The 22,656-nt window shown below is 73.0% G+C and carries 18 protein-coding genes; 5 read left to right on the forward strand and 13 right to left on the reverse strand.

The genetic code is table 11. From position 1 onward, the window contains the following. The first annotated feature begins 51 nt into the window (after positions 1-51). From PVK74_RS11720 to pgl, 4 genes are all read left to right on the forward strand, one after another. Positions 52-1,620 carry a glucose-6-phosphate isomerase gene (locus PVK74_RS11720; RefSeq protein WP_274479271.1) on the forward strand — a complete coding sequence of 523 codons (1,569 nt, stop codon included), beginning with the start codon at positions 52-54 and terminating at the stop codon, positions 1,618-1,620. A 50-nt stretch (positions 1,621-1,670) separates the two neighbouring features. Then, the gene (zwf, locus tag PVK74_RS11725) at positions 1,671-3,185 is read left to right on the forward strand and encodes a glucose-6-phosphate dehydrogenase (RefSeq protein WP_043329630.1); all 1,515 of its coding nucleotides are present in this window, start codon (positions 1,671-1,673) and stop codon (positions 3,183-3,185) included. Positions 3,186-3,216: 31 nt separating this feature from the next. Beyond that, a complete protein-coding gene (locus PVK74_RS11730) occupies positions 3,217-4,233 on the forward strand; it encodes a glucose-6-phosphate dehydrogenase assembly protein OpcA (protein ID WP_043329629.1) in 1,017 nt (338 codons plus the stop codon). 69 nt (positions 4,234-4,302) lie between these two features. After that, complete coding sequence (gene pgl, locus PVK74_RS11735) at positions 4,303-5,073, forward strand: 6-phosphogluconolactonase (RefSeq protein ID WP_043329628.1); 771 nt, start codon at positions 4,303-4,305, stop codon at positions 5,071-5,073. A gap of 65 nt (positions 5,074-5,138) precedes the next feature. On the opposite strand, the gene PVK74_RS11740 is transcribed toward pgl, so the two are convergent. The 8 genes from PVK74_RS11740 to rapZ all read right to left on the reverse strand — a co-directional run bounded on the left by PVK74_RS11740 (position 5,139) and on the right by rapZ (position 12,188). Next, the gene (locus tag PVK74_RS11740) at positions 5,139-5,483 is read right to left on the reverse strand and encodes an RNA polymerase-binding protein RbpA (RefSeq protein ID WP_013287462.1); all 345 of its coding nucleotides are present in this window, start codon (positions 5,481-5,483) and stop codon (positions 5,139-5,141) included. Between the two features lie 130 nt (positions 5,484-5,613). Then, positions 5,614-5,874 (reverse strand): preprotein translocase subunit SecG, encoded by a 261-nt coding sequence (gene secG / locus PVK74_RS11745; protein WP_043329626.1) that lies wholly within the window; start codon positions 5,872-5,874, stop codon positions 5,614-5,616. 95 nt (positions 5,875-5,969) lie between these two features. Beyond that, positions 5,970-6,761, reverse strand: a complete 792-nt coding sequence (gene tpiA / locus PVK74_RS11750) for a triose-phosphate isomerase (protein WP_043329625.1) — start codon at positions 6,759-6,761, stop codon at positions 5,970-5,972. Beyond that, positions 6,762-7,961 (reverse strand): phosphoglycerate kinase, encoded by a 1,200-nt coding sequence (locus PVK74_RS11755; RefSeq protein ID WP_166456860.1) that lies wholly within the window; start codon positions 7,959-7,961, stop codon positions 6,762-6,764. After that, complete coding sequence (gene gap, locus PVK74_RS11760) at positions 7,958-8,962, reverse strand: type I glyceraldehyde-3-phosphate dehydrogenase (protein ID WP_043329624.1); 1,005 nt, start codon at positions 8,960-8,962, stop codon at positions 7,958-7,960. Before gap ends, PVK74_RS11755 begins: the two co-directional genes overlap by 4 nt. 263 nt (positions 8,963-9,225) lie before the next feature. Then, complete coding sequence (gene whiA, locus PVK74_RS11765; RefSeq protein ID WP_030503240.1) at positions 9,226-10,206, reverse strand: DNA-binding protein WhiA; 981 nt, start codon at positions 10,204-10,206, stop codon at positions 9,226-9,228. Between the two features lie 54 nt (positions 10,207-10,260). After that, positions 10,261-11,268, reverse strand: coding sequence for a gluconeogenesis factor YvcK family protein (locus PVK74_RS11770; protein ID WP_043329623.1), 1,008 nt, complete (start codon positions 11,266-11,268; stop codon positions 10,261-10,263). Further along, positions 11,265-12,188, reverse strand: coding sequence for an RNase adapter RapZ (gene rapZ, locus PVK74_RS11775; protein ID WP_043329622.1), 924 nt, complete (start codon positions 12,186-12,188; stop codon positions 11,265-11,267). Before rapZ ends, PVK74_RS11770 begins: the two co-directional genes overlap by 4 nt. A gap of 171 nt (positions 12,189-12,359) precedes the next feature. On the opposite strand from rapZ, the gene recQ reads away from it, so the two are divergent. Then, on the forward strand, positions 12,360-14,231 hold the full coding sequence (gene recQ, locus PVK74_RS11780; RefSeq protein WP_274479065.1) for a DNA helicase RecQ: 1,872 nt from the start codon (positions 12,360-12,362) through the stop codon (positions 14,229-14,231). A 102-nt stretch (positions 14,232-14,333) separates the two neighbouring features. On the opposite strand, the gene PVK74_RS11785 is transcribed toward recQ, so the two are convergent. The 5 genes from PVK74_RS11785 to rsgA all read right to left on the reverse strand — a co-directional run bounded on the left by PVK74_RS11785 (position 14,334) and on the right by rsgA (position 22,607). Beyond that, the gene (locus PVK74_RS11785) at positions 14,334-14,990 is read right to left on the reverse strand and encodes a C39 family peptidase (protein ID WP_043329619.1); all 657 of its coding nucleotides are present in this window, start codon (positions 14,988-14,990) and stop codon (positions 14,334-14,336) included. A gap of 766 nt (positions 14,991-15,756) precedes the next feature. After that, entirely contained in the window at positions 15,757-17,706 is a 1,950-nt protein-coding gene (gene uvrC / locus PVK74_RS11790) for an excinuclease ABC subunit UvrC (RefSeq protein WP_274479066.1), read from the reverse strand. A gap of 75 nt (positions 17,707-17,781) precedes the next feature. Further along, positions 17,782-18,270 (reverse strand): Rieske (2Fe-2S) protein, encoded by a 489-nt coding sequence (locus tag PVK74_RS11795; RefSeq protein ID WP_274479067.1) that lies wholly within the window; start codon positions 18,268-18,270, stop codon positions 17,782-17,784. Positions 18,271-18,370: 100 nt separating this feature from the next. Further along, on the reverse strand, positions 18,371-21,319 hold the full coding sequence (gene uvrA / locus PVK74_RS11800; RefSeq protein ID WP_043329614.1) for an excinuclease ABC subunit UvrA: 2,949 nt from the start codon (positions 21,317-21,319) through the stop codon (positions 18,371-18,373). A 208-nt stretch (positions 21,320-21,527) separates the two neighbouring features. Next, entirely contained in the window at positions 21,528-22,607 is a 1,080-nt protein-coding gene (gene rsgA, locus PVK74_RS11805; protein ID WP_166456912.1) for a ribosome small subunit-dependent GTPase A, read from the reverse strand. Positions 22,608-22,656: the final 49 nt, after the last annotated feature.

The following is a 22,656-nucleotide window of genomic DNA, read 5'->3' on the forward strand; positions in this document are numbered from 1 at the left end:
CGGCCCCGGGGCGCGTCGCGCCGTACCGTGGTTTGGGTGAGGGGCGGCACCGTGAGTGACCTGCTGGCCGGGCGGGCCGACATGGCCGCCGGTCTGGCCGTGCGCGGCGCGGACGCCCTGGGCGCGTCGGCGCGCGCCACGCTCGTCGCCCACGACGTCCCGGCCCGGCTCGCCGCCGCCGACCCGGCCCTCTGGGGGCCCGCCGCCGAGTCGGCGGCCCTCGACCGGCTGGGCTGGCTGCACGCCCACCGGCGCAGCCGGGACCTGCTCCCCCAGCTCGCCGAGCTGGCCGCCGAGCTGAGCGACCTGGACCACGTGGTGCTGGCCGGCGCCCCCGACGACACGCTCGCCGCCGAGGTGCTGGCCGAATGCCTGGGCCGGCCGGTGACGGTGCTCGACACCGCCGATCCGGGGCCGGTCCGGGCCGCACTCGCCGACCGCCCGGCGCGTACCCTCCTGGTGCTCGCCGCCCGGCACGGCCTGGACCGGACCACCGACGCCCACCTGCGGGCCTACCGGCAGGCGTGGGCGGACGAGGGCCCGGATGCCGCCCGGCACGTCGTGGTGGTCACCGAGCCCGGCACGGACCTCGCGGCGCGCGCCGACGAGCTGGGCGCGGTGGTGCTCCCGGCCGAGCCCGGCGTGACCGGGCCGTGGGCCGCGCTCACCGCGTTCGGCGTGGTCCCGGCGGCGCTGGCCGGCGCGCCGGTCGCCGAGGTGCTGGACGAGGCGGAGGCGCTCACCGCTGCGCTCGACCGGGACCGGGACAACCCGGGCCTCGCGCTCGGCGCGGCCCTGGGCGCGGCGCCCGGCGAGGGCCGGCACACGGTAGCGCTGGTCCCCGACGGCACCGGACTCGACGGCCTGGGCCGCTGGGCGGGCGCGCTGCTCGCCGACGCGACCGGCGGACGGCTCCTGCCGGTGGCCGTGGAGTCCCCCGACTCCCCCGGCGCCACCGGGCCGGGCGTGCTCACAGTCGGTCTCGGCGGCGCCCTCGGCGCGGGCGTCGGCCCGGGCGTGGCCGCCGACGTCGCCGTCAACGGGCCGCTCGGCGCGCACCTGCTCACCTGGACCTACGCCGCCGCGACCGCCGCGGTGACGCTGCGGACCGACCCGTTCGCGGCGCCCGCCGCCGCGGCGGCCGACGACGAGGCGGACAGCGGGCCGCCGTCGTCGGTGGAGGACGCGATCGAGGTGTACGCCCCGAGCGGCGCGCCGGCCGACCTGACCGGCGCGCTGTGCTGGCTGCTCGACGGGCTGGGCGAACGGGAACACCTCGCGGTCACCGCGTACCTCGACCCGCGGGCCGACGCGGCGCTGGCCGGGCTGCGCCCGCTGCTGGCACGGCACACCCGGCGGCCGGTCACCTTCACCTGGGGACCGCGCCGGCCGGAGCACACGGACACCCGCGGCCGGCACCTCCAGATCACCGGTGCGGTCACCGATGATCTGGAAGTGCCCGGTCGTCCGTACACCTTCGCGCAGCTCCAGGCGGCCCAGGCCGCCGGTGACCGGCGGGCCCTGGCCGGCCGGGAACGACCGGTGCTGCGACTGCACCTGACCAAGCGGGCGGCTGGCGTCGCCCAGCTGCTGGATACGGCCGGACGGACACGCACGTGACGATCAATGACCTGGAATCAGCGGACCGAGACGCAGGAGGAGGTGGCCCGGTGAACCCGCTGCGCGACGTCCAGGACCGGCGGTTGCCCCGGATCCCCGAGCCGTGTGCCCTGGTGATCTTCGGGGTGACCGGCGATCTGGCCCGCAAGAAACTACTGCCGGCGGTCTACGACCTGGCCAACCGGGGGCTCCTGCCGCCCGGTTTCGTGGTGCTGGGCTTCGCCCGCCGGGACTGGGGCGACGGCGACTTCGAGTCGGTGGCGCACGAGGCGGCCAAGAAGCACGCCCGTACCCCGTGGCGGGAGGAGGTGTGGGCCCGGCTGGCCGGCAACATCAAGTTCGTCGGCGGCTCGTTCGACGACGACGCCGCGTTCGACCAGCTCGCCGCCACGCTCGACGAGCTGCGCGACTCGCACGGCATCGCCGGCAACGCCGCCTTCTACTTCTCCATCCCCCCGGCGGCGTTCCCGGTGGTGCTCAAGCAGCTCGCCCGCACCGGCATGGCCGACAACGACAGGTCCGGCGGCTGGCGCCGCGTGGTGGTGGAGAAGCCGTTCGGCAACGACCTGCCCTCGGCCAAGGCGCTCAACGACCTGGTCGACGACGTCTTCACCCGCCAGGACGTGTTCCGGATCGACCACTACCTGGGCAAGGAGACGGTCCAGAACATCCTGGCGCTGCGGTTCGCGAACAACCTGTTCGAGCCGCTGTGGAACTCCAAGTACGTCGACTCGGTGCAGATCACCATGGCCGAGGACGTCGGCATCGGCACCCGGGCCGCCTTCTACGACTCCGTCGGCACCGCCCGTGACGTGCTCCAGAACCACCTGCTCCAACTGCTCGCGCTGGTCGCGATGGAGGAGCCGACGAGCTTCGACGCCGACGAGATCCGCGCCGAGAAGCTCAAGGTGCTCAAGGCGATCACCGTGCCGCACGACGTCTCCGAGGACACCGTGCGGGGCCAGTACCTGCCCGGCTGGGTGGGCGGCGAGCGCGCCAAGGGCTACCTGGAGGAGGAGGGCGTCCCGGCGGGCTCCACCACCGAGACGTACGTGGCGGTGAAGCTGGGCATCCAGAACCGGCGCTGGGCCGGGGTGCCGTTCTACATCCGGGCCGGCAAGCGGCTGCCCCGGCGGGTCACCGAGGTGGCCATCATGTTCAAGAAGGCGCCGCACCTGCCGTTCAACGCCGCCGACATGGAGTCCCTCGGTCCCAACCAGCTCGTCATCCGCGTGCAGCCGGACGAGGGCGTGGTGCTGAAGTTCGGCTCCAAGGTGCCGGGCACCACGATGGAGGTCCGCGACATCGCGATGGACTTCCAGTACGGCGAGGCGTTCACCGAGTCCAGCCCCGAGGCGTACGAGCGGCTCGTGCTGGACGTGCTGATCGGCGACCGGACGCTGTTCCCGGACGCCGCCGAGGTCGAGCAGAGCTGGCAGGTCGTCGACCCGCTGGAACACGCCTGGGAGGGCACGACGCCGGAGCCGTACCGGGCCGGCGAGTGGGGACCCCGGGCCGCCGACGAGATGCTGGCCCGCGAGGGCCGGGCTTGGCGGAGAGCGTGAGCGAGCACTGCGAGCGAACCAGGAGGCTCCATTGATCGGGCTGTGGGACACCACCGGCAACGAGGTGGTCAAGGCGCTGGCCGCGGAACGGCGCAGCGCGGGCGGGGTGGCCAGCGGCATGGCGCTCACGCTGATCGTGGTGGTGGACGAGAAGCGGGTCCGGGAGGCCGAGGCGGCCGCCACCATCGCCGCGGCGGCGCACCCCTGCCGCCTGCTCGTGGTGGTCCGCTCCGACGTGGAGCGCGACCGCAACCGGCTGGACGCGGAGATCGTCGTGGGCGGCCGGCTCGGGCCGTGCGAGGCGGTGGTGACCCGGATGTACGGGCGGCTCGCGCTGCACGCCGAATCCGTGGTGATGCCGCTGCTGGTCCCGGACGTACCGGTGGTGACGTGGTGGCACGGCGAGCCGCCGGAGGAGATCGCCACCGACTTCCTCGGGGTGGTGGCCGACCGGCGGATCACCGACTCGGCGCAGGCGGCCGACCCGATCGCCGCGCTGCGGCAGCGGGCCCACGACTACGCCCCCGGCGACACCGACCTGGCGTGGACCCGGATCACCCCGTGGCGCACGCTGGTGGCGGGCGCGTTCGACACCACCCAGGCCCGGGTCACCGAGGCCAGCGTGGTGGCGCCCCCGTCGGATCCGACGGCCGCGCTGATGAGCGGGTGGCTCAAGGCCCGGCTCGGCATCGAACCGACCTGGGAGCGGACCGACGAGTTCCCGCGCATGCGTCAGGTGCAGCTGCGCTGCGCCAACGGCGACGAGCTGACGCTGACCCGCGACGACAGCATCGCGGTGTTCCGGCGTACCGGGCAGGAGGACCGCACGCTGCCGCTGGTGCGCCGACCGCTCGGCGACGAGCTGGCCGAGGAGCTGCGCCGCCTCGACGCCGACCAGGTGTACGCGGAGGCGCTCGGCGCTGCGGCCGGGATCACCGGACTCGACCAGCGGCCGGCCCAGCGGGTGCACGTGTGGAAGGATCCGGCGACCGCCCAGCGGGCCGAGGCCGGCGTGACCGCGCACGCGGGCGCGACCGCGAACGAGTGACCGCCCGGACCGGGTGGCCGGAAGCACAGGTGACCGCCGGTGGGCGGTCGGAACACGAGGGCTCGACGGATGACTGAGGCGAGTGTCGCCGTACACGCCGACCCCGACCTGCTGGCGCAGGCGGTGGCGGCCCGGTTGGTGGTGAAGCTGCTCGACGCGCAGGCCGAGCGCGGCCAGGCGTCGGTGGTGCTGACCGGCGGGCGGATCGCCGCTGCGGTGTACCGGGCGGTCGGGCAGCTGCCCGCCCGGGACGCGGTCGACTGGTCCCGGGTCGACGTGTGGTGGGGCGACGAGCGGTTCCTGCCCGCCGGCGACCCGGAGCGCAACGAGACGCAGGCGCGGGCGGCGCTGCTGGACGCGGTGCCGCTGGACCCGGCCCGGGTGCACCCGATGCCGGCGTCCGACGGCCCGGCCGGTGACGACCCGGAGGCGGCCGCCGCCGGGTACGCGCGGGAGCTGGCCGCCGCCGCCCGGCCCGGGAACGCGATCGTGCCGCACTTCGACGTGCTGATGCTCGGCGTCGGCGAGGACGGGCACGTGGCGTCGGTGTTCCCGGAGCACCCGGTGCACCACGACAACCGCCCGGTCAGCGCGGTACGGGGCAGCCCGAAGCCGCCGCCGGTGCGTACCACGCTGACCCTGCCGACGATCAACACGGCCGAGGAGGTGTGGCTGATCGCCGCCGGGGCGGACAAGGCCCGGGCGGTGGGCATGGCGCTGGCCGGGGCCGGGCCGGTGCAGTTGCCGGCCGCCGGGGTGCAGGGCGTCTCCCGTACGCTCTGGCTGCTCGACCGGGCCGCGGCGGCCAACGTGCCGCCGCGCCTGCGCAGCCTCCGCTGAGGTGTAAGGAAGGGCCCCTTCTTAACGTCTCCGGTAGAGAAGGGGCCCCTTCTTAACGCCTCGGCTCAGGCGCGGCCACGACGTCGGCGCAGCGCGTCGAGGGCCTCGGCGAGCAGCGCCTCCCCCTCCTCCGGCGTGCGCCGCTCCTGCACGTACGCCAGGTGGGTCTTGTAGGGCTCGGCGCGCTGGCGGCCCGGCGGGTCGCCCGGGTCGGGGCCGGCCGGCTCCCCGCAGCGGGGGCACTCCCAGGCGGCCGGCGTCTCCGCCTCGGCGGCGATCAGGAACTCGACCCGGTGCCCGTGGCGGCACCAGTAGACGACCGGGCGGCGCGGCGCGGGCTCCACGCGCTGGTCGAAGCGCTCGGGGGCGGACCCGATCCGGGTGCCGCGGATGACGTTGTTGCTGGGCACGGTTGCTCGCTCCCTGTCGTCGGAGGGGACCGCCGCCGGAGGGGATGGGCGACGGGCGACGCGCGGAGAAACAAAACTGCGCGCGGTCCGTGACGGACCGCGCGCAGATTGTACGCTTCTCAGCGCAGACTCAGGTGCCGTTGGCCATCTGCAACCGCAGCCAGAGCCCGAGCCCGATGATGCAGGCGAACCAGACGATTCCCACCAGAACGGTGTAGCGGTCGAGGTTCTTCTCGGCCACGGACGAACCGGCCAGGCTGGAGCTGACGCCGCCGCCGAACATGCTCGACAACCCGCCGCCCTTACCGCGGTGCAGGAGGATCAGCAGGACGAGCAGCACGCTGGTGATGACCAGCAACGTGATCATCGTGTAGGCGAACCAGATCGGCATGGCGGGGGTCAGTCCTCTCGTTGCGATCACTGCCCGGACCTGTCGGGCACTGCGGCACCGACCGGTGGACGGGCAGCGTCAAGGATAGCGAGCGATCAGCGGGCGGTGTGCTCCGGGAACCGGCAGATCTGCGCGAACTCCTCCGCGTCCAGGCTGGCGCCCCCGACCAGGGCCCCGTCCACGTCCGGCTGCGCCATGATCGCGGCGACGTTCGACGCCTTGACCGACCCGCCGTACAGGATCCGGACCTGCTCGGCGGTGCCCTCGTCGTAGGTCTCGGCGATGCGCTTGCGCACCGCGCCGCAGACCTCCTGGGCGTCCTCCGGCGTGGCCGTCTTGCCGGTGCCGATCGCCCAGACCGGCTCGTACGCGACGACGACCTTGGTGACCTGCTCGGCGGTGAGCCCCTTCAGCGCGCCGTCGAGCTGGTCGCAGCAGTGCCGCACCTGCCCCGACTGTTCCCGGACCTCCAGGCCTTCGCCGATGCAGAGGATGGGGGTGAGCCCGTTCGCCAGCGCCGCCGACACCTTCGCGTTGACCAGCGCGTCGTCCTCGTGGTGGTACTGCCGCCGCTCGGAGTGGCCGACCACCACGTAGCCGCAGCCCAGCTTCGCCAGCATCGGCCCGGCGATGTCACCGGTGTACGCGCCGGACGGATGCGGCGACAGGTCCTGCGCTCCGTAGCCGATCAGCAGCTTGTCGCCATCCACAGCGGTCTGCACCGTACGCAGGTCGGTGAAGGGCGGCAGCACCACGCACTCGACGTCGGTGAGCTGCTTCTCGTTCAGGCTCGCGGCCAGCTTCTGCACCAGCAGGTTGGCCTCGAGGTGGTTCAGGTTCATCTTCCAGTTGCCGGCCATCAGCGGCCGGCGGGTCGTGCTCGCCATTCAGTTCTCCAGAGCCGCGATGCCGGGGAGGGTCTTGCCCTCCAGGTATTCCAGGGAGGCGCCACCGCCGGTGGAGATGTGCCCGAACGAGGACTCGTCCAGGCCCAGCGCGCGCACCGCCGCGGCCGAGTCGCCGCCACCGACCACGCTGAACGCGTCGGCCTTGGTGATCGCCTCGGCCACGCCCCGGGTGCCGTTGGCGAACGCCGCCATCTCGAACACGCCCATCGGGCCGTTCCAGAAGATGGTCTTCGCCTGCGACAGCGCGGCCGCGAAGCCGGCCACCGTCTCCGGGCCGATGTCCAGGCCCAGCCGGTGGCTGGGGATGCCGTCGGCGGGCACGGTGTCGTGCGCGGCGTCCGGCGCGAACGCGTCGGCGGCCACCACGTCGACCGGGAGCATGATCTTGCCGGGCGCGCGCTCCATCAGGTTGCGGCAGGTCTCGACCATGTCCTTCTCCAGCAGCGACGTGCCCACCTCGTGGCCCTGGGCCTTGAGGAAGGTGAAGCACATCCCGCCGCCGATGAGCAGCCGGTCCACGGTCGGCAGCAGCGCCTCGATCACGGCCAGCTTGTCGGAGACCTTCGAGCCGCCCAGCACCACCACGTACGGCCGCTCCGGGGAGCCGGTGAGGCGGCTGAGCACCTCGACCTCGCGCAGCACCAGCCGGCCGGCGAAGTGCGGCAGCCGGGCCGGCACGTCGTGCACGCTGGCGTGCTTGCGGTGCACAGCGCCGAACGCGTCGTCCACGTAGGCGTCGCCGAGCGCGGCGAGCTGGTCGGCGAACGCGCCCCGCTCCGCGTCGTCCTTGCTGGTCTCGCCCTTGTTGAACCGCAGGTTCTCCAGCAGCGCCACCTGGCCGTCGGCCAGGTCGGCCACGGTGGACCGCGCCGAGTCACCGACGGTGTCCTCGGCGAAGTGCACCGGGACGCCGAGCAGCTCACCGAGCCGCCCGGCGACCGGGCGGAGGCTGAACTGCGGGTCCGGCGCGCCCTTCGGGCGGCCCAGGTGCGAGCAGACGACCACCTTCGCGCCGGCCTGCACCAGCGCGCTCAGCGTCGGCAGGACGGCCCGGATCCGGCCGTCGTCCGTGATCTCACCGGTCTGCTTGTCGAGCGGGACGTTCAGGTCGGCGCGCACCAGCACGCGCCGACCCGACACCCCCTCGGCGAGCAGGTCGTCGAGGTTGCGGATGCTCACAGCGAGCTACCGACCAGCTTGACCAGGTCCACCAGGCGGTTCGAGTAGCCCCACTCGTTGTCGTACCAGCCGACGACCTTGACCTGGTTGCCGATCACCTTGGTCAGCGGCGCGTCGAAGATGCACGACGCCGGGTCGGTCACGATGTCGGCGGAGACGATCGGGTCCTCGTTGTAGGTGAGGATGCCCCGCAGCGGGCCCTCGGCGGCGGCCTTGAGCGCGGCGTTGACCTCGTCCACAGTGGTCTCCCGGCCGACCGTGACGGTCAGGTCGGTGGCCGAGCCGGTCGGGATCGGCACGCGCAGCGCGTAACCGTCCAGCTTGCCCTTCAGCTCCGGCAGCACCAGGCCGATCGCCTTCGCGGCGCCGGTCGAGGTCGGCACGATGTTCAGCGCGGCGGCGCGGGCCCGGCGCAGGTCCTTGTGCGGCGCGTCCTGCAGGTTCTGGTCCTGCGTGTACGCGTGGATGGTGGTCATCAGGCCCTGCTGGATGCCGAACGTGTCCTGCAGCACCTTCGCCATCGGCGCGAGGCAGTTCGTGGTGCAGGAGGCGTTCGAGATGATGTTGTGCTTGGCCGGGTCGTACTGGTCCTGGTTGACGCCCATGACCACGGTGACGTCCTCGTTCTTCGCCGGCGCGGAGATGATGACCTTCTTGGCCCCGCCGTCGAGGTGCGCCTTCGCCTTGGTGCCGTCGGTGAAGAAGCCGGTGGACTCGATGACGACGTCCGCGCCGACCTCGCCCCACGGCAGGTTCGCCGGGTCCTTCTCGGCGTACGCCTTGATGGTCTTGCCGCCCACGGTGATCTCGTCGGCGGTGGCCTTCACCTCGTGCGGGAGGCGGCCCAGGATGCTGTCGTACTTGACAAGGTGGGCGAGCGTCGCGTTGTCGGTCAGGTCGTTGACCGCCACGACCTCGATGTCAGCGCCGGACGCCAGCACTGCCCGGAAGAAGTTGCGGCCGATCCGGCCGAAGCCGTTGATGCCAACCCGGATGGTCACAGGTCCCATCTCCTCGCGTTCTGGTCCGCCGGCGCCAGACCGGGGCCGGCGGAGGTGTGTGCGCCGACCGTTGGAGCCGGCCGTCGACATGTCATCTCGGCCACCCCGCCGCGGTCACGGAGACCTGACCGCCCGAGGCGGTGAGCACGGCGAGGGATGCCTGTGCGCGGCCCCCTTGCCGTACGCAGCGACCATATCCGAGCGTGCGGCGTCGCGCTGCGGCGGGTGGTGATCCCGCTCGCGTGCTCGCCGCCCGAGTCCTATCAGACCACGAGCATGTCGGGCGTGACTGCCGCTTCCGTATCCGGGATGCCCAGGTCGCGGGCGCGCTTGTCGGCCAGCGCGAGCAGCCGGCGGATCCGGCCGGCGATGGCGTCCTTGGTCAGCGGCGGCTCGGCGAGCGCGCCCAGCTCCTCCAGGGACGCCTGACGGTGCTCCAGCCGCAGCCGGCCGGCCGAGGTCAGGTGGTTGGGCGCGTCGTCGGCGAGGATCTCCAGCGCGCGGGTCACCCGGGCGGCGGCGGCCACCGCGGCCCGGGCCGAGCGGCGCAGATTGGCGTCGTCGAAGTTGGCCAGCCGGTTGGCGGTGGCGCGCACCTCCCGGCGTACCCGCCGCTCCTCCCAGGCCAGCACGCTGGAGTGCGCTCCTATGCGGGTGAGCAGCGCGGCGATCGCGTCGCCGTCCTTGACCACCACCCGGTCCACGCCGCGCACCTCGCGGTTCTTCGCGGTGATGCCGATGCGGCGGGCCGCGCCGACGAGCGCCAGCGCCGACTCCGGGCCGGGGCAGGTGATCTCCAGCGCGCTGGATCGGCCCGGCTCGGTCAGCGAGCCGTGCGCCATGAACGCGCCCCGCCAGGCCGACACGGCGCAGCAGACGTTCGCGGCCACCACGTGCGGCGGCAGGCCGCGCACCGGGCGGCCCCGCACGTCGAGCAGGCCGGTCTGCCGGGCGAGCGCCTCGCCGTCCTTGACCACCCGCACGATGAAGTGGCTGCCCTTGCGCAGGCCGCCGGAGGCGAGCACGTGGATCTCGCTCGGGTAGCCGTAGACCTCGGCCACCTCCCGCCGCAGCCGGCGGGCCACCGCGCCGGTGTCCAGCTCCGCCTCGACCACGACGCGGCCGGACACGATGTGCAGGCCGCCGGCGAAACGCAGCAGGGCGGCCATCTCCGCCCGCCGACAGCAGGGCTTGGGCACGTCGACCCGACTCAGCTCGTCCTTGACCGCAGCCGTCATCGCCATAGTGCGCCCCCTCACGGACCGGTTCCGGCGTGTCGCCGGTGATTACGTACGTGTCTAACGATCGGCGCGCAGGACAGGCACCAGCGCGGCGCCCAGTGCGGCTGGATCATGACGGGGCGTGCCGTCGAGGACGGCGACGGGAGCGAGGACCAGCCGGGCACCAAGCGATTCTGCCGCACGTTCGACCGCCGCGGGATCACCCACCGCCGTGGAGTCCGCCAGCACCCGGTCCACCTTCAGCTCGGGCAGATAGCGCCGCAGCGTGTCCAGATGGTCGGGCAGGGAGAGCCCCGAGGTCTCCTTCTCCGCCACCAGGTTGAGCGTCACCAGCCGCCGCGCCGGACTGGAGACGATCGCGTCGGCCAGGCCCGGCACCAGCAGGTGCGGCAGCACGCTCGTGTACCAGCTGCCCGGCCCGAAGATCAGCCAGTCCGCGGCGCGTACCGCTGTCACCGCCTCGGCGCACGCGGCCGGCGCGGGCGGGTTGAGCCGCAGCGACTCGACGGTGCCCGGGGTGACCGCGACCTGGTGCTGCCCGCGCACGGTGGACACCTCGTCCGGATGGGCCGGGTCCGCGCCGCGGACCCGGGCCTCGATGCCCACCGGCTGACGGGACATCGGCAGCACCCGCCCCACCGCGCCGAGCATCGCGCCCGCGTGGTCGAGCGCGGCCACCGGATCGCCGAGCAGCTCGGTCAGGCCGTGCAGCAGCAGGTTGCCGACCGCGTGGCCGGCCAGCGAGTCGCCGGCGCGGGCGGCCGGAACCGGCGCGGCGAGCGTCGGCGGGGGCGGCGTCGCGGTGGTGAAGCGGTACTGGAACAGCGCCGCGCTGCGCCGGGTGGCCGGATGGTCGCCGGCCAGCGCCACGAGCGCCTGACGCAGGTCACCCGGGGGCAGGCCGCCGCGCTCCGCGCGCAGCCGCCCGCTGGACCCGCCGTCGTCGCCGACGGTGACCACCGCGGTGATGTCCAGGTCCAGTTCGGGTACGCAGTGCCGCAGCGCCCGCAGCGACGCCGAGAGCCCGTGCCCGCCACCGAAGGCGACCACCCTGGTCGGGGTCACTCCCGCCCCAGGTCCCGGTGCTGGGCGTTGGCGGCGATACCGGAGCGGCGCAGCCGGGCGGCCAGCTCCTCGGCGATCGCCACGCTGCGGTGCTTGCCGCCGGTGCAGCCGACCGCCACGGTCAGGTAGCGCTTGCCCTCCCGCTCGAAACCGGCGGTGGTGGCGTTGACCAGGTCGGCGTACCCGGCCACGAAGGCGTCCGCGCCCTCCTGGCCCAGCACGTACGCGCTGACCGCCTCCTCCCGGCCGGTGTGCTCGCGCAGCTCCGGCACCCAGTACGGGTTCGGCAGGAACCGGGCGTCCATCACGAAGTCGGCGTCCGGCGGCAGGCCGTACTTGAAGCCGAACGAGATCACGGTGATCCGCAGCCGGCGGGCGTCCTCGCCGCCGAACAGCTCCTCCACCCGGCGCCGAAGCTGGTTCACGTTCAGGTGGCTGGTGTCGATGATCACGTCGGCCTGCTCGCGTGCCTCCTCCAGCAGCGTCCGCTCGACGGCGATGCCGTCGGCCAGCCGCCCGTCGCCCTGCAGCGGGTGCGAGCGGCGCACGCTCTCGAACCGGCGGATCAGCACCTCGTCGTCGGCGTCGACGAAGACCACCCGGGGGGAGAAGCCGCGCTCGCGCAGCTCCCGGATCGCCCCGGCCAGGTCGGTGGAGAAGGCGCGCGAGCGCACGTCCAGCACCATCGCCGTGCGCCGGGCCGCGCCGCCGGCCTTGAAGGCCAGCTCGGCCATGTCGAGCAGCAGCGCCTGGGGCAGGTTGTCGACCACGTAGTAGCCGACGTTCTCCAGCGCCCGGGCCACCGTGCTGCGCCCGCCGCCGGACAGCCCGGTCACCACCACCAGTGAGGTGTCCGACTCGGCCGGCGCCGTCTCCGCCTCGCTCGGCCCCAGGTCACCCGCTGTACGCGCCTCGCTCACCCGCTACCCCCAGCCGTGGCGCCGCGGCCGGTCGGCCGCGCATGGTCAATCAGCGACTCTAACGGCTGCGACCCCGTCCGGGATTCCACGGGGTGACCACCGGAACATGTCGCCACCCCCGGACCGGCTCGCCGGACGGGCGCTGTCGGGGGACGCTCGTAGACTGCGCGGATGGTCTCCCCCACCGACGAGCGGACCACCTCCGCACCGGCCGGCTCCCCACCGACCGGCGACGCGCTCGACGTGTTGCGGCGGGTCTTCGGGTACGACGCCTTCCGCGGCTTCCAGCAGGACGTCGTCGAACACGTGGTGTCCGGCGGCGACGCGCTGGTGCTCATGCCCACCGGTGGCGGCAAGTCGCTGTGCTACCAGATCCCCGCGCTGGTCCGCGACGGCGTGGCGGTAGTGGTCTCCCCGCTGATCGCGCTCATGCAGGACCAGGTCGACGCGCTCACCGCCGTCGGCGTACGCGCCGGTTTCCTCAACTCGACGCAGGACCCGGCGCAGCGGCGCCGGATCGAGGCGGCCTACCTGGCCGGCGAGCTGGACCTGCTCTACCTCGCCCCGGAAGGGCTGGCGGTGCGGTCCACGCTCGGCCTGCTGGAACGCGGCCGGATCGCGCTGTTCGCGATCGACGAGGCGCACTGCGTCTCGCAGTGGGGGCACGACTTCCGCCCCGACTACCTCAACCTGTCGATGCTGCACGAACGCTGGCCGGACGTGCCGCGCATCGCGCTGACCGCCACCGCGACCCGGGCGACCCGCACCGAGATCGCCACCCGGCTGCGGCTCACCGAGGCCCGGCACTTCGTGGCCAGCTTCGACCGGCCCAACATCCAGTACCGGATCGTGCCGAAGCGGGAGCCCCGCCGCCAGCTGCTCAGCCTGCTGCGCGACGAGCACCCGGGCGACGCCGGCATCGTCTACTGCCTGTCCCGGGCCTCGGTGGAGAAGACCGCCGAGTTCCTGGTCGCCAACGGCATCCCCGCGCTGCCGTACCACGCCGGGCTGGACGCCACGACCCGCGCCACCAACCAGCAGCGCTTCCTGCGCGAGGACGGGCTGGTCATGGTCGCCACCATCGCGTTCGGCATGGGCATCGACAAGCCCGACGTACGCTTCGTCGCCCACCTGGACCTGCCGAAGTCGGTCGAGGGCTACTACCAGGAGACCGGCCGCGCCGGGCGCGACGGCTTGCCGTCCACCGCCTGGCTGGCGTACGGCCTGCAGGACGTGGTGCAGCAGCGCAAGATGATCGAGACGTCGGAGGGCGACCTGGCGCACCGGCGCAACCTCGCCGCCCACCTGGACGCGATGCTGGCGCTCTGCGAGACGGTCCGCTGCCGCCGCGCCCAGCTGCTCGAATACTTCGGCGAGACCGGCGTGGCCGCCTGCGGCAACTGCGACACCTGCCTCGACCCGCCCGAGTCCTGGGACGGCACTGTCGCCGCGCAGAAGCTGCTCTCCACCGTCTACCGGCTCGACCGCGAACGCAACCAGCGCTTCGGCGCCGGGCACAGCATCGACATCCTGCTCGGCAAGCACACCGACAAGATCGACCAGCACGGCCACGACTCGCTCAGCACGTTCGGCATCGGCACCGAGCTGCGCGAGACCGAGTGGCGGGGCGTGGTGCGGCAACTGCTCGCCGAGGGTCTGCTCGCCGTCGAGGGCGACTACGGCACGCTGGCGCTGACCGAGGCCAGCGCGGACGTGCTCGGCCGCCGCCGTACGGTCACGCTGCGCAAGGAGCCGGAGCGGCCGGCGGCCGGCCGGTCCGCCAAGCCCCGGGGCGCGGCCACTGTGGTCGCCGACCTCTCCCCCGCCGCCGCGCCGGTCTTCGAGCGGCTCCGCGCGTGGCGCGCGGCCACCGCCAAGGAGCAGGGCGTCCCGGCGTACGTCATCTTCCACGACGCGACGCTGCGGCAGATCGCCGCCGAGCCGCCGGCTTCCCTGGCCGAGCTGTCCCGGGTCAGCGGGGTGGGCGAGAACAAGCTCGCCAAGTACGGCGACGCGATCCTGGCCGTCCTCACCGAGTCCTGACGTATGCGCGAAAGGGCCCGACCCCCTGTGGTGGGGGTCGGGCCCTTCCGGTGTGCGTGCTGCCGCTCTTGCTCTGCAGCCATGGGTGCGGCGGTGTTGGTCTTAGCTGGTGCTGTAGCCGCGGGTGGCGATCCAGTCGGCGAGGTTGTCGATGCTCATCCGGTAGGTGGCGGTGTTCGGGTCGGCGCTGTCGGCGATGGTGACGGTCTTGCCGTCGTCGCGGTAGCCGATGACGCTGATGTAGTGGCCGCCTTCGAAGGAGTGGGTGGTGCCGTCGGTGTCGGTGGCGGTGCCGGCGATGTTGGCGACCACGGCCCGGCCGGCGTCGACGGTCTTGACGACGTCGGCGCGCAGCTTGTCGGTCTGCTTGTCGTCGGCCTTGGGGGTGCTGATCTCGACCGACTTGTAGGCGTCCTTGGCGCCGGTCTCCTTGTTCAGCACCGGGGTGATGTCGTTGATGGAGTTGGTGCCGGCCTCGGTGGTGCCCATCTCGCGGGCCATGGCGTGCACGTCGATGTTCTTGCCCTGCACGCTCAGCGCGTTGCGGGCGGCGGCGGGGCCGCAGAAGTAGAAGTTCGGCTGCGCCTCGTAGCGCACGTCCAGCTCACGCTCACCATGACCGCTCTTGCGGTCGGCGACGATGGCGGCCTTCTCGGCCGGGGCGGCGTGGGCGGCGATGGCAGGGCCGGCGATGCCACCGGCGGTGGCGACGACACCGGCAGCGGTCAGAACGGTCTTGCGCAGCAGAGTGGTAGCCATGATGGTTGCCTCCCTGAAATGGGGGATACGCGGCGGGGGTGCCGCGGAGGGGAAAAGTCTTGGGGGGCGCCCGTCGAGCGGGCTGGCACGCGGGCGCCCCGAAAGGGGGCTGCTCCGCGGCTCGGGGATGTAACGACAACCGGGCCGGGGTCATTTCCGCCGGCGGGGGTGCTCGTCGTCGGGGGATGTAACGACGGCCGGGCCGGGGCGATTCCCGTGCCCTGACCCGTGGCGCCGGGCGGACCGGGTTGAGCGCTCGGCCCTGGTGCCTGGGCGGTCAGCCATGTACAACGCCTGCACCCCACCTCGGATTCCGCCGTGAGCATGGCGCCGACCACAACGCGCCACCCCGGCAAACCGGACACCGGCCCCAGGGCGCACTGGGCGGCGCCTTCGCGGTGCACGCGCACGGCAGACCTTGCAGTCGGCCCCCCGGGCAAGCCTCACAAAGCGGTCATACGTTAGGCACGAACTGCAAGGATGACGGTTTCGCCCACCGGGAACAACCATGGCTGGAACGGCGTAGGTGTCAAAGGCGGGCGGAGACACCCATGGCGTTCCACCCGAGGCACCTGGCGACGGCGACTGGAGCGGCATGGGTGTCAAAAGCAGCCCGAGACACCCATGGCGTTCCACCCACGGCACGCGACGGCGGTGGCGGGCCGGCGGGCCGGACAGCGGGCGTTCGTTGACGCATTCTGGACAGCGGCCGGGGGCCACGACGGCAGGCGCGAGCAGGCGCGAGCAGGCGCGAGCAGGCGAAGGGTCAGGAACGGGGGGCGGCCGTGGTGGCGTCGGTGGAGCCGTCCAGCGCGGCCAGGATCGCCTCGGCCGTACGCCTGCCCACCCCGGGCACCTCGGTGATCTCCTCCACGGTGGCCGACGACAGCCGCTTCAGCGAGCCGAAGTGCCGCAGCAGCGCCTTGCGGCGTACCTCGCCGAGGCCGGGGACGTTGTCCAGCGCCGACTCGGTCATCCGCTTGGAGCGCCGCTGCCGGTGGAACGTGATGGCGAAGCGGTGCGCCTCGTCGCGGACGCGCTGCAGCAGGTAGAGCGCCTCGGACGTGCGGGGCAGGATCACCGGGAACTCGTCGTCGGGCAGCCACACCTCCTCCAGCCGCTTCGCCAGCCCGCACAGCGCCACGTCGTCGATGCCCAGCTCGGCGAGCGCCTTCGCGGCGGCGGCCACCTGCGGCGGGCCACCGTCGACCACCACGAGCTGCGGCGGGTACGCGAACTTGCGCGGCCGCCCGGTGGTCGGGTCGATGCCGGGGCGGTCCGGGTCGGAGGCGGTCTCCTCGCCCAGCTCCCCGGTCTCGGCGCGGGCGTCGAGGTAGCGGGCGAAGCGCCGCCGCAGCACCTCGGACATGGCCGACAGGTCGTCGGTGGCGCCGCGCACGATGAAGCGGCGGTACTCGCTCTTGCGGGGCAGCCCGTCCTCGAACACGACCATGCTGGCGACCACGTCGGTGCCCTGGATCTGGGAGACGTCGTAGCACTCGATGCGCAGCGGCGAGGTGTTCATGCCGAGCGCGTCGGCGATCTCGTCGAGCGCCTGGCTGCGGGTGGTCAGGTCGCCGGCCCGCTTGAGCTTGTGCCGGGCCAGCGCGTCCTTGGCGTTGCGCTCGACGGTCTCCAGCAGCGACCGCTTGTCGCCGCGCTGCGGCACCCGCAGCGACACCCGGCTGCCCCGGCGGGTGGAGAGCCAGTCGGCGAGCGCGTCGGCGTCGCCTGGTAGCTCGGGCACGAGCAGCTCGCGGGGCACGTCGGCCTCGCCCTGCTCGCCGCCGTACACCTGGGTGCAGAAGTGGTGCACGAGGTCGCCGGTGCTCAGCTCCTCGGTCTTCTCCACCACCCAGCCGCGCTGGCCGCGCACCCGGCCGCCGCGGACGTGGAACACCTGCACGGCGGCTTCGAGCGGGTCGTCGGCGAAGGCGACCACGTCGGCGTCGGTGCCGTCGCCGAGCACCACGGTCTGCTTCTCCATCGCCCGGCGCAGCGCCGCGACGTCGTCGCGCAGGCGGGCGGCCCGCTCGAACTCCAGTTGCTCGCTGGCGTCGAGCATCTCCTTCTCCAGCCGGCGAACCATGGTGTCGGTGCGACCCGCCATGAAGTCGCAGAAACTGTCGACGATCTCCCGGTGGCGTTCGGCGGTGACGCTGCCGACGCACGGCGCGGAGCACTTGCCGATGTAACCGAGCAGGCAGGGCCGGCCGACCTGCCCGGCCCGCTTGAACACCCCGGACGAGCAGGTCCGCGCCGGGAAGACGCGCAGCAGCAGGTCGAGCGTCTCGCGGATCGCCCAGGCGTGGGAGTACGGCCCGAAGTAGCGCACGCCCTTGCGCTTGACGCCCCGCATCACCTGCAACCGGGGGTATTCCTCGTCGAGGGTGACCGCGAGATAGGGGTACGACTTGTCGTCGCGGTAGCGGACGTTGAACCTCGGGTCGTACTGCTTGATCCAGGTGTATTCCTGCTGGAGCGCCTCGACCTCGGTGGCGACGGTGATCCAGTCGACCGACTCGGCGGTGAAGACCATCTGCCGGGTGCGCTGGTGCAGGCCGACCGGGTCGGCGAAGTAGGAGTTGAGCCGGCTGCGCAGGTTGCGCGCCTTGCCGACGTAGATCACCCGGCCGGTGCCGTCGCGGAAGCGGTAGACCCCTGGCGACTCCGGGATGGTGCCGGGCGCGGGACGGTACGTCGAGGGGTCAGCCACGCTGTCAAGCCTAGTCCGCACCCCTGACACCCGGCCGCCGCCGCGCCCCCGGGTGACCGGGGGCGCGGCGGGTGGTCAGGCCAGGCGGATCTGGTCGCCGTCGACGGTGATGCCCTTCGCGGCGAGCGGCTTGGTGGCCGGGCCGCCCTTCACCGAGCCGTCGACGATGGAGAAGCGGCTGTTGTGGCAGGTGCAGTTGATCGTGCCGCCGTCGACGTTCGACACCGGGCAGCGCTGGTGCGTGCAGATCGGGTCGAACGCCTTGAACTGGCCGGCCTCGGGCTGGGTGATGACCACGCCCTGGCTGGCGAAGACCGCGCCGCCGCCGACCGGGATGTCCGAGGTGCGGGCCACGGAGTTGCTGCCGGCCCGGTCGCCGCCACCGGCGTCCCCGGTGGCGGTGGCGCCGGGCGGGCCGCCGCTGGTCGGGGCGAGCCCGGGCGAGGCCTCGTCGTCGCTGCCGCAGCCCGCGAGCACCACTGCCGCGCCGACCGCCCCGGCTCCGGCGAGCAGGGCACGGCGGCTCTGGGTGACCGGTCGGGTCAATGCCTGATCATCACTCATATCCGGCCTTTCTCTCGGCTTACTGCGGAAACACGCACCAGCGTGGGGCACGGTTCATACTGGCGCGTCAACGTACCGGGCATCGCATGGAGGACGTCGGTCAGCGCGCCGCGGCCGGCACCTTGCGGGCCCGCGGCTTGGCGCCGCCGTTGCCGTTGGCCTTGGCCGCCCGGCTGGTGGCCGCCTTGGCGCCCTTGGCCTTGCCGTCGAGCTTGAGGATCGGCCGCAGGAACTGCCCGGTGTGGCTCTCCGGCACCTCGGCGACCTCCTCCGGCGTGCCGGTGGCGAGGACGGTGCCGCCCCGGTGGCCACCCTCGGGGCCCATGTCGATGAGCCAGTCGGCCGTCTTGATCACGTCGAGGTTGTGCTCGATGGTGATGACGGTGTTGCCCTTGTCGACCAGCCCCTCCAGCACCATCAGCAGCTTGCGGATGTCCTCGAAGTGCAGGCCGGTGGTCGGCTCGTCGAGCACGTAGACGGTGCGGCCGGTGGAGCGCTTCTGCAGCTCGGAGGCGAGCTTGACGCGCTGCGCCTCACCGCCGGACAGCGTCGGCGCGGGCTGGCCGAGGCGCACGTAGCCGAGGCCGACGTCGACCAGCGTCCGGAGGTGCCGGTGGATGGCCGGGATGGCGGAGAAGAACTCGGCCGCCTCCTCGATCGGCATGTCCAGCACCTCGGCGACCGTCTTGCCCTTGTAGTGCACCTCGAGCGTCTCGCGGTTGTAGCGCGCGCCCTTGCACACCTCGCAGGGGACGTAGACGTCCGGCAGGAAGTTCATCTCGATCTTGATGGTGCCGTCGCCGGAGCACGCCTCGCAGCGCCCGCCCTTGACGTTGAACGAGAACCGGCCCGGGCCGTACCCCCGGACCTTGGCCTCGGTGGTCTCGGCGAAGAGCTTGCGGATGTGGTCCCAGACGCCGGTGTAGGTGGCCGGGTTGGAGCGCGGGGTACGCCCGATCGGCGACTGGTCCACGCCGACGACCTTGTCCACGTGTTCCAGGCCGGTGATGCGGGTGTGCCGGCCGGGCACCAGCCGCGCGCCGTTGATCTGGTTGGCGAGCACCGTGTAGAGGATGTCGTTGACCAGCGTCGACTTGCCCGAGCCGCTGACCCCGGTGACCGCGATGAGCTGGCCGAGCGGGAAGCTCACGGTGAGGTTGCGCAGGTTGTGCTCGCGCGCGCCGTGCACCACCAGCTCGCGGCCCGGCGTCTGCGGGCGGCGGCCGGCAGGCGTCGGGATGGATTTGCGCCCGGACAGGTACGCCCCGGTGACCGACTCGGTGTTGTCCAGCAGCGCCGGCACCGAGCCGCTGTGCACGATCTTGCCGCCGTGCTCGCCCGCGCCCGGGCCGATGTCGACGATCCAGTCGGCCACCCGGATGGTGTCCTCGTCGTGCTCGACCACGATCAGCGTGTTGCCCAGGCCGCGCAGCCGCAGCAGCGTCTCGATGAGCCGGTGGTTGTCGCGCTGGTGCAGGCCGATCGACGGCTCGTCGAGCACGTAGAGCACGCCGACCAGGCCGGAGCCGATCTGGGTGGCGAGCCGGATGCGCTGCGCCTCGCCGCCGGAGAGCGTGCCGGCGGGCCGGTCCAGGGAGAGGTAGTCCAGCCCGACGTCGAGCAGGAACTTCAGCCGGGCGTTGATCTCCTTGAGCACCCGCTCGGCGATCATCTTCTGCCGGTCGGTCAGCTCGATGCCGGCGAGCAGGTCGGCGGCCTCACCCACGGACAGGTTGCAGACCTCGGCGATGCTCTTGCCGGCCAGGGTGACCGCGAGCACCTCGGGCTTGAGCCGCGCGCCGCCGCAGGCCGCGCAGGGCACGTCCCGCATGTAGCCCTCGTACTTCTCCCGGGACCACTCCGACTCGGTGTCGGTGTGCCGGCGCTCGATCCACTGCACCACGCCCTCGAAGCCGGTGTAGTAGGAGCGCTCGCGGCCGTACTTGTTGCGGTAGCGCACGTGCACCTGGTCGTCGGAGCCGTGCAGGATCGTCTTCTGCGCCCGCGACGGCAGCTTCCGCCACGGCGTGTCGATGTCGAAGTGCTCGGCCTCGCCCAGCGCCTCCAGCAGCCGCAGGAAGTATTCGAGGTTGTGCCCGGTGGCCCACGGCTGGATCGCGCCCTCGCGCAGCGTGCGCTCCGGGTCGGGGATGACCAGCTCGGGGTCGACCTCCTTCTTCGTGCCCAGGCCGGTGCACTCGGGGCAGGCGCCGTAGGGCGCGTTGAAGGAGAAGACCCGGGGTTCCAGGTCCTCGATCGCGAGGGGGTGGTCGTTCGGGCAGGCCAGGTGCTCGGAGTAGCGGCGCTCCCGGGCCGGGTCGTCCTCCGGCAGGTCGACGAAGTCGAGCAGCACCAGGCCGCCGGAGAGGCCGAGCGCGGCCTCGACCGAGTCGGTCAGCCGCTGCTTGGCGCTGGGCTTGACGCTGAGCCGGTCGATCACCACCTCGATGGTGTGCTTCTCCTGCTTCTTGAGCTTCGGCGGCTCGGTCAGCGGGTGCACCACGCCGTCGACCCGGGCCCGGGCGTAGCCCTTGGCCTGCAGCTCGGCGAACAGGTCGACGTACTCGCCCTTGCGGCCGCGCACCACCGGCGCGAGCACCATGAACCGGGTGCCCTCGGCCATGGCCAGGACCCGGTCGACGATCTGCTGCGGGCTCTGCTTGGAGATCCGCTCGCCGCAGATCGGGCAGTGCGGCTCTCCGATGCGGGCGAACAGCAGGCGGAGGTAGTCGTAGACCTCGGTGATGGTGCCGACGGTGGAGCGCGGGTTGCGCGAGGTGGACTTCTGGTCGATGGAGACGGCGGGGCTGAGACCCTCGATGAAGTCGACGTCGGGCTTGTCCATCTGCCCGAGGAACTGCCGGGCGTACGACGACAGCGACTCGACGTAGCGGCGCTGCCCCTCGGCGAAGATGGTGTCGAACGCCAGGCTCGACTTGCCCGAACCGGACAGCCCGGTGAAGACGATCAGGGCGTCCCGGGGCAGGTCGAGACTGACGTCACGCAGGTTGTGCTCGCGCGCGCCACGGATGATCAGTCGGTCGGCCACGGTGCGTGTGCTCCCGGAAGAAGAATATGAGGCGGATCTGTGCACCAGACGCCGGGTCTGGGTGGTTTTCACAGGTTGTCGGGGCGCAGAGAAGACGCCTCGGCAACTCTAGCCCCGACGTATGACAACTTCCGTCTCGCGAACATTCCCCCAGCTCAGGCCGGTCGGGCGGGAACCACCCACGCCCACCCGACCGGCTCGCGCAGGTTCAGAATGCCCCGGGTGCGGGGGGCGGCGCCGGACGCCCGGTACGTCGCCGCCCGCCACGCCAGCCGCCCCGCCGTTCGGCCGCCAGCCGGGCCGCGCGCCGGCCGCCCTCGAACTCGATCTCCCGCTGCAGCCGGCGCCAGCTCTCCCAGCGGCGCGCCGGCAGCGCGCCGTCCTCCAGCGCGTCGCGCACCGCGCAGCCCGGCTCGGCGTCGTGGGCGCAGTCGCCGTACCGGCAGCCGGCGGCCAGTTCGGCGATGTCGGCGAAGGCACGGTCCAGGCCGGCCGCGCCGTCGAGCAGGCCGACCGCCCGTACGCCCGGGGTGTCCAGCACCGCTCCCCCACCCGGCAGGGGCACCAGCGACCGCCAGGTGGTGGTGTGCCGGCCCTTGCCGTCGACGCGGCGGATCGCCTGGGTGCGCATCACGTCCGCCCCGGCCAGCGCGTTGACCAGGCTCGACTTGCCGGCGCCGGAGGGGCCGAGCAGGCCGAGCGTGCGCCCGGGGCCGACGAACCGCCGCAGCGGCGCCAGGCCGGCGCCCCGCTCGGCGCTGACCGGCAGCACCGGCACGCCCGGCGCGAGGTCGGCCAGCTGCCGGGCCACCGCCTCCGGGTCGGCGGCCAGGTCGGCCTTGGTGAGCACGACGAGCGGCTGCGCCCCGGATTCGTGCGCCAGGGAGAGCAGCCGTTCGATCCGTGCGGCGTCCGGTTCCGGGTGCACCGGCTCGACCACCGCGGCGGCGTCGAGGTTGGCGGCCAGCACCTGGCCGCTGGCGTCCTTGCCGGCGGTACGGCGCACCAGCGCGGTACGCCGCGGCAGCACCGCCTCCACCGTGACCGGGCCGTCCGGCCAGGTGGACAGCAGCACCCAGTCGCCCGCGCAGGGCAGCGCGGTCAGGTCACGGGCGGCGGCGGCGAGCACGGCGCCGCCGAGGCTGGCCCGCACCGGCCCCTGGGGGCTCAGCACGGTGCAGACGCCCCGGTCCACCCGGGCGACCCGCCCGGGACGGTGGCCGGCGCGCCGGTCGAGGTGGGCCGCCCAGCCGGCGTCCCAGCCGAGGGCGGTCAGGTCGAGAGTCATGGCGTCCTCTTCGGTGTCGAGGGATACGTGGTGGAGCACACGCGCTGCG

It is taken from the genome of Micromonospora chalcea (assembly GCF_028768405.1).
Lineage (GTDB): Bacteria > Actinomycetota > Actinomycetes > Mycobacteriales > Micromonosporaceae > Micromonospora > Micromonospora chalcea.

What these genes read in the sequence shown, in the direction of transcription:
- PVK74_RS11795 (WP_274479067.1), bottom strand. Translation starts at nt 18,270, where the DNA reads ATGAGTGATGATCAGGCATTGACCCGACCGGTCACCCAGAGCCGCCGT.
- rsgA (WP_166456912.1), bottom strand. Translation starts at nt 22,607, where the DNA reads ATGACTCTCGACCTGACCGCCCTCGGCTGGGACGCCGGCTGGGCGGCC.
- tpiA (WP_043329625.1), bottom strand. Translation starts at nt 6,761, where the DNA reads ATGGCGAGCACGACCCGCCGGCCGCTGATGGCCGGCAACTGGAAGATG.
- recQ (WP_274479065.1), top strand. Translation starts at nt 12,360, where the DNA reads ATGGTCTCCCCCACCGACGAGCGGACCACCTCCGCACCGGCCGGCTCC.
- whiA (WP_030503240.1), bottom strand. Translation starts at nt 10,206, where the DNA reads ATGGCGATGACGGCTGCGGTCAAGGACGAGCTGAGTCGGGTCGACGTG.
- pgl (WP_043329628.1), top strand. Translation starts at nt 4,303, where the DNA reads ATGACTGAGGCGAGTGTCGCCGTACACGCCGACCCCGACCTGCTGGCG.
- PVK74_RS11785 (WP_043329619.1), bottom strand. Translation starts at nt 14,990, where the DNA reads ATGGCTACCACTCTGCTGCGCAAGACCGTTCTGACCGCTGCCGGTGTC.
- secG (WP_043329626.1), bottom strand. Translation starts at nt 5,874, where the DNA reads ATGCCGATCTGGTTCGCCTACACGATGATCACGTTGCTGGTCATCACC.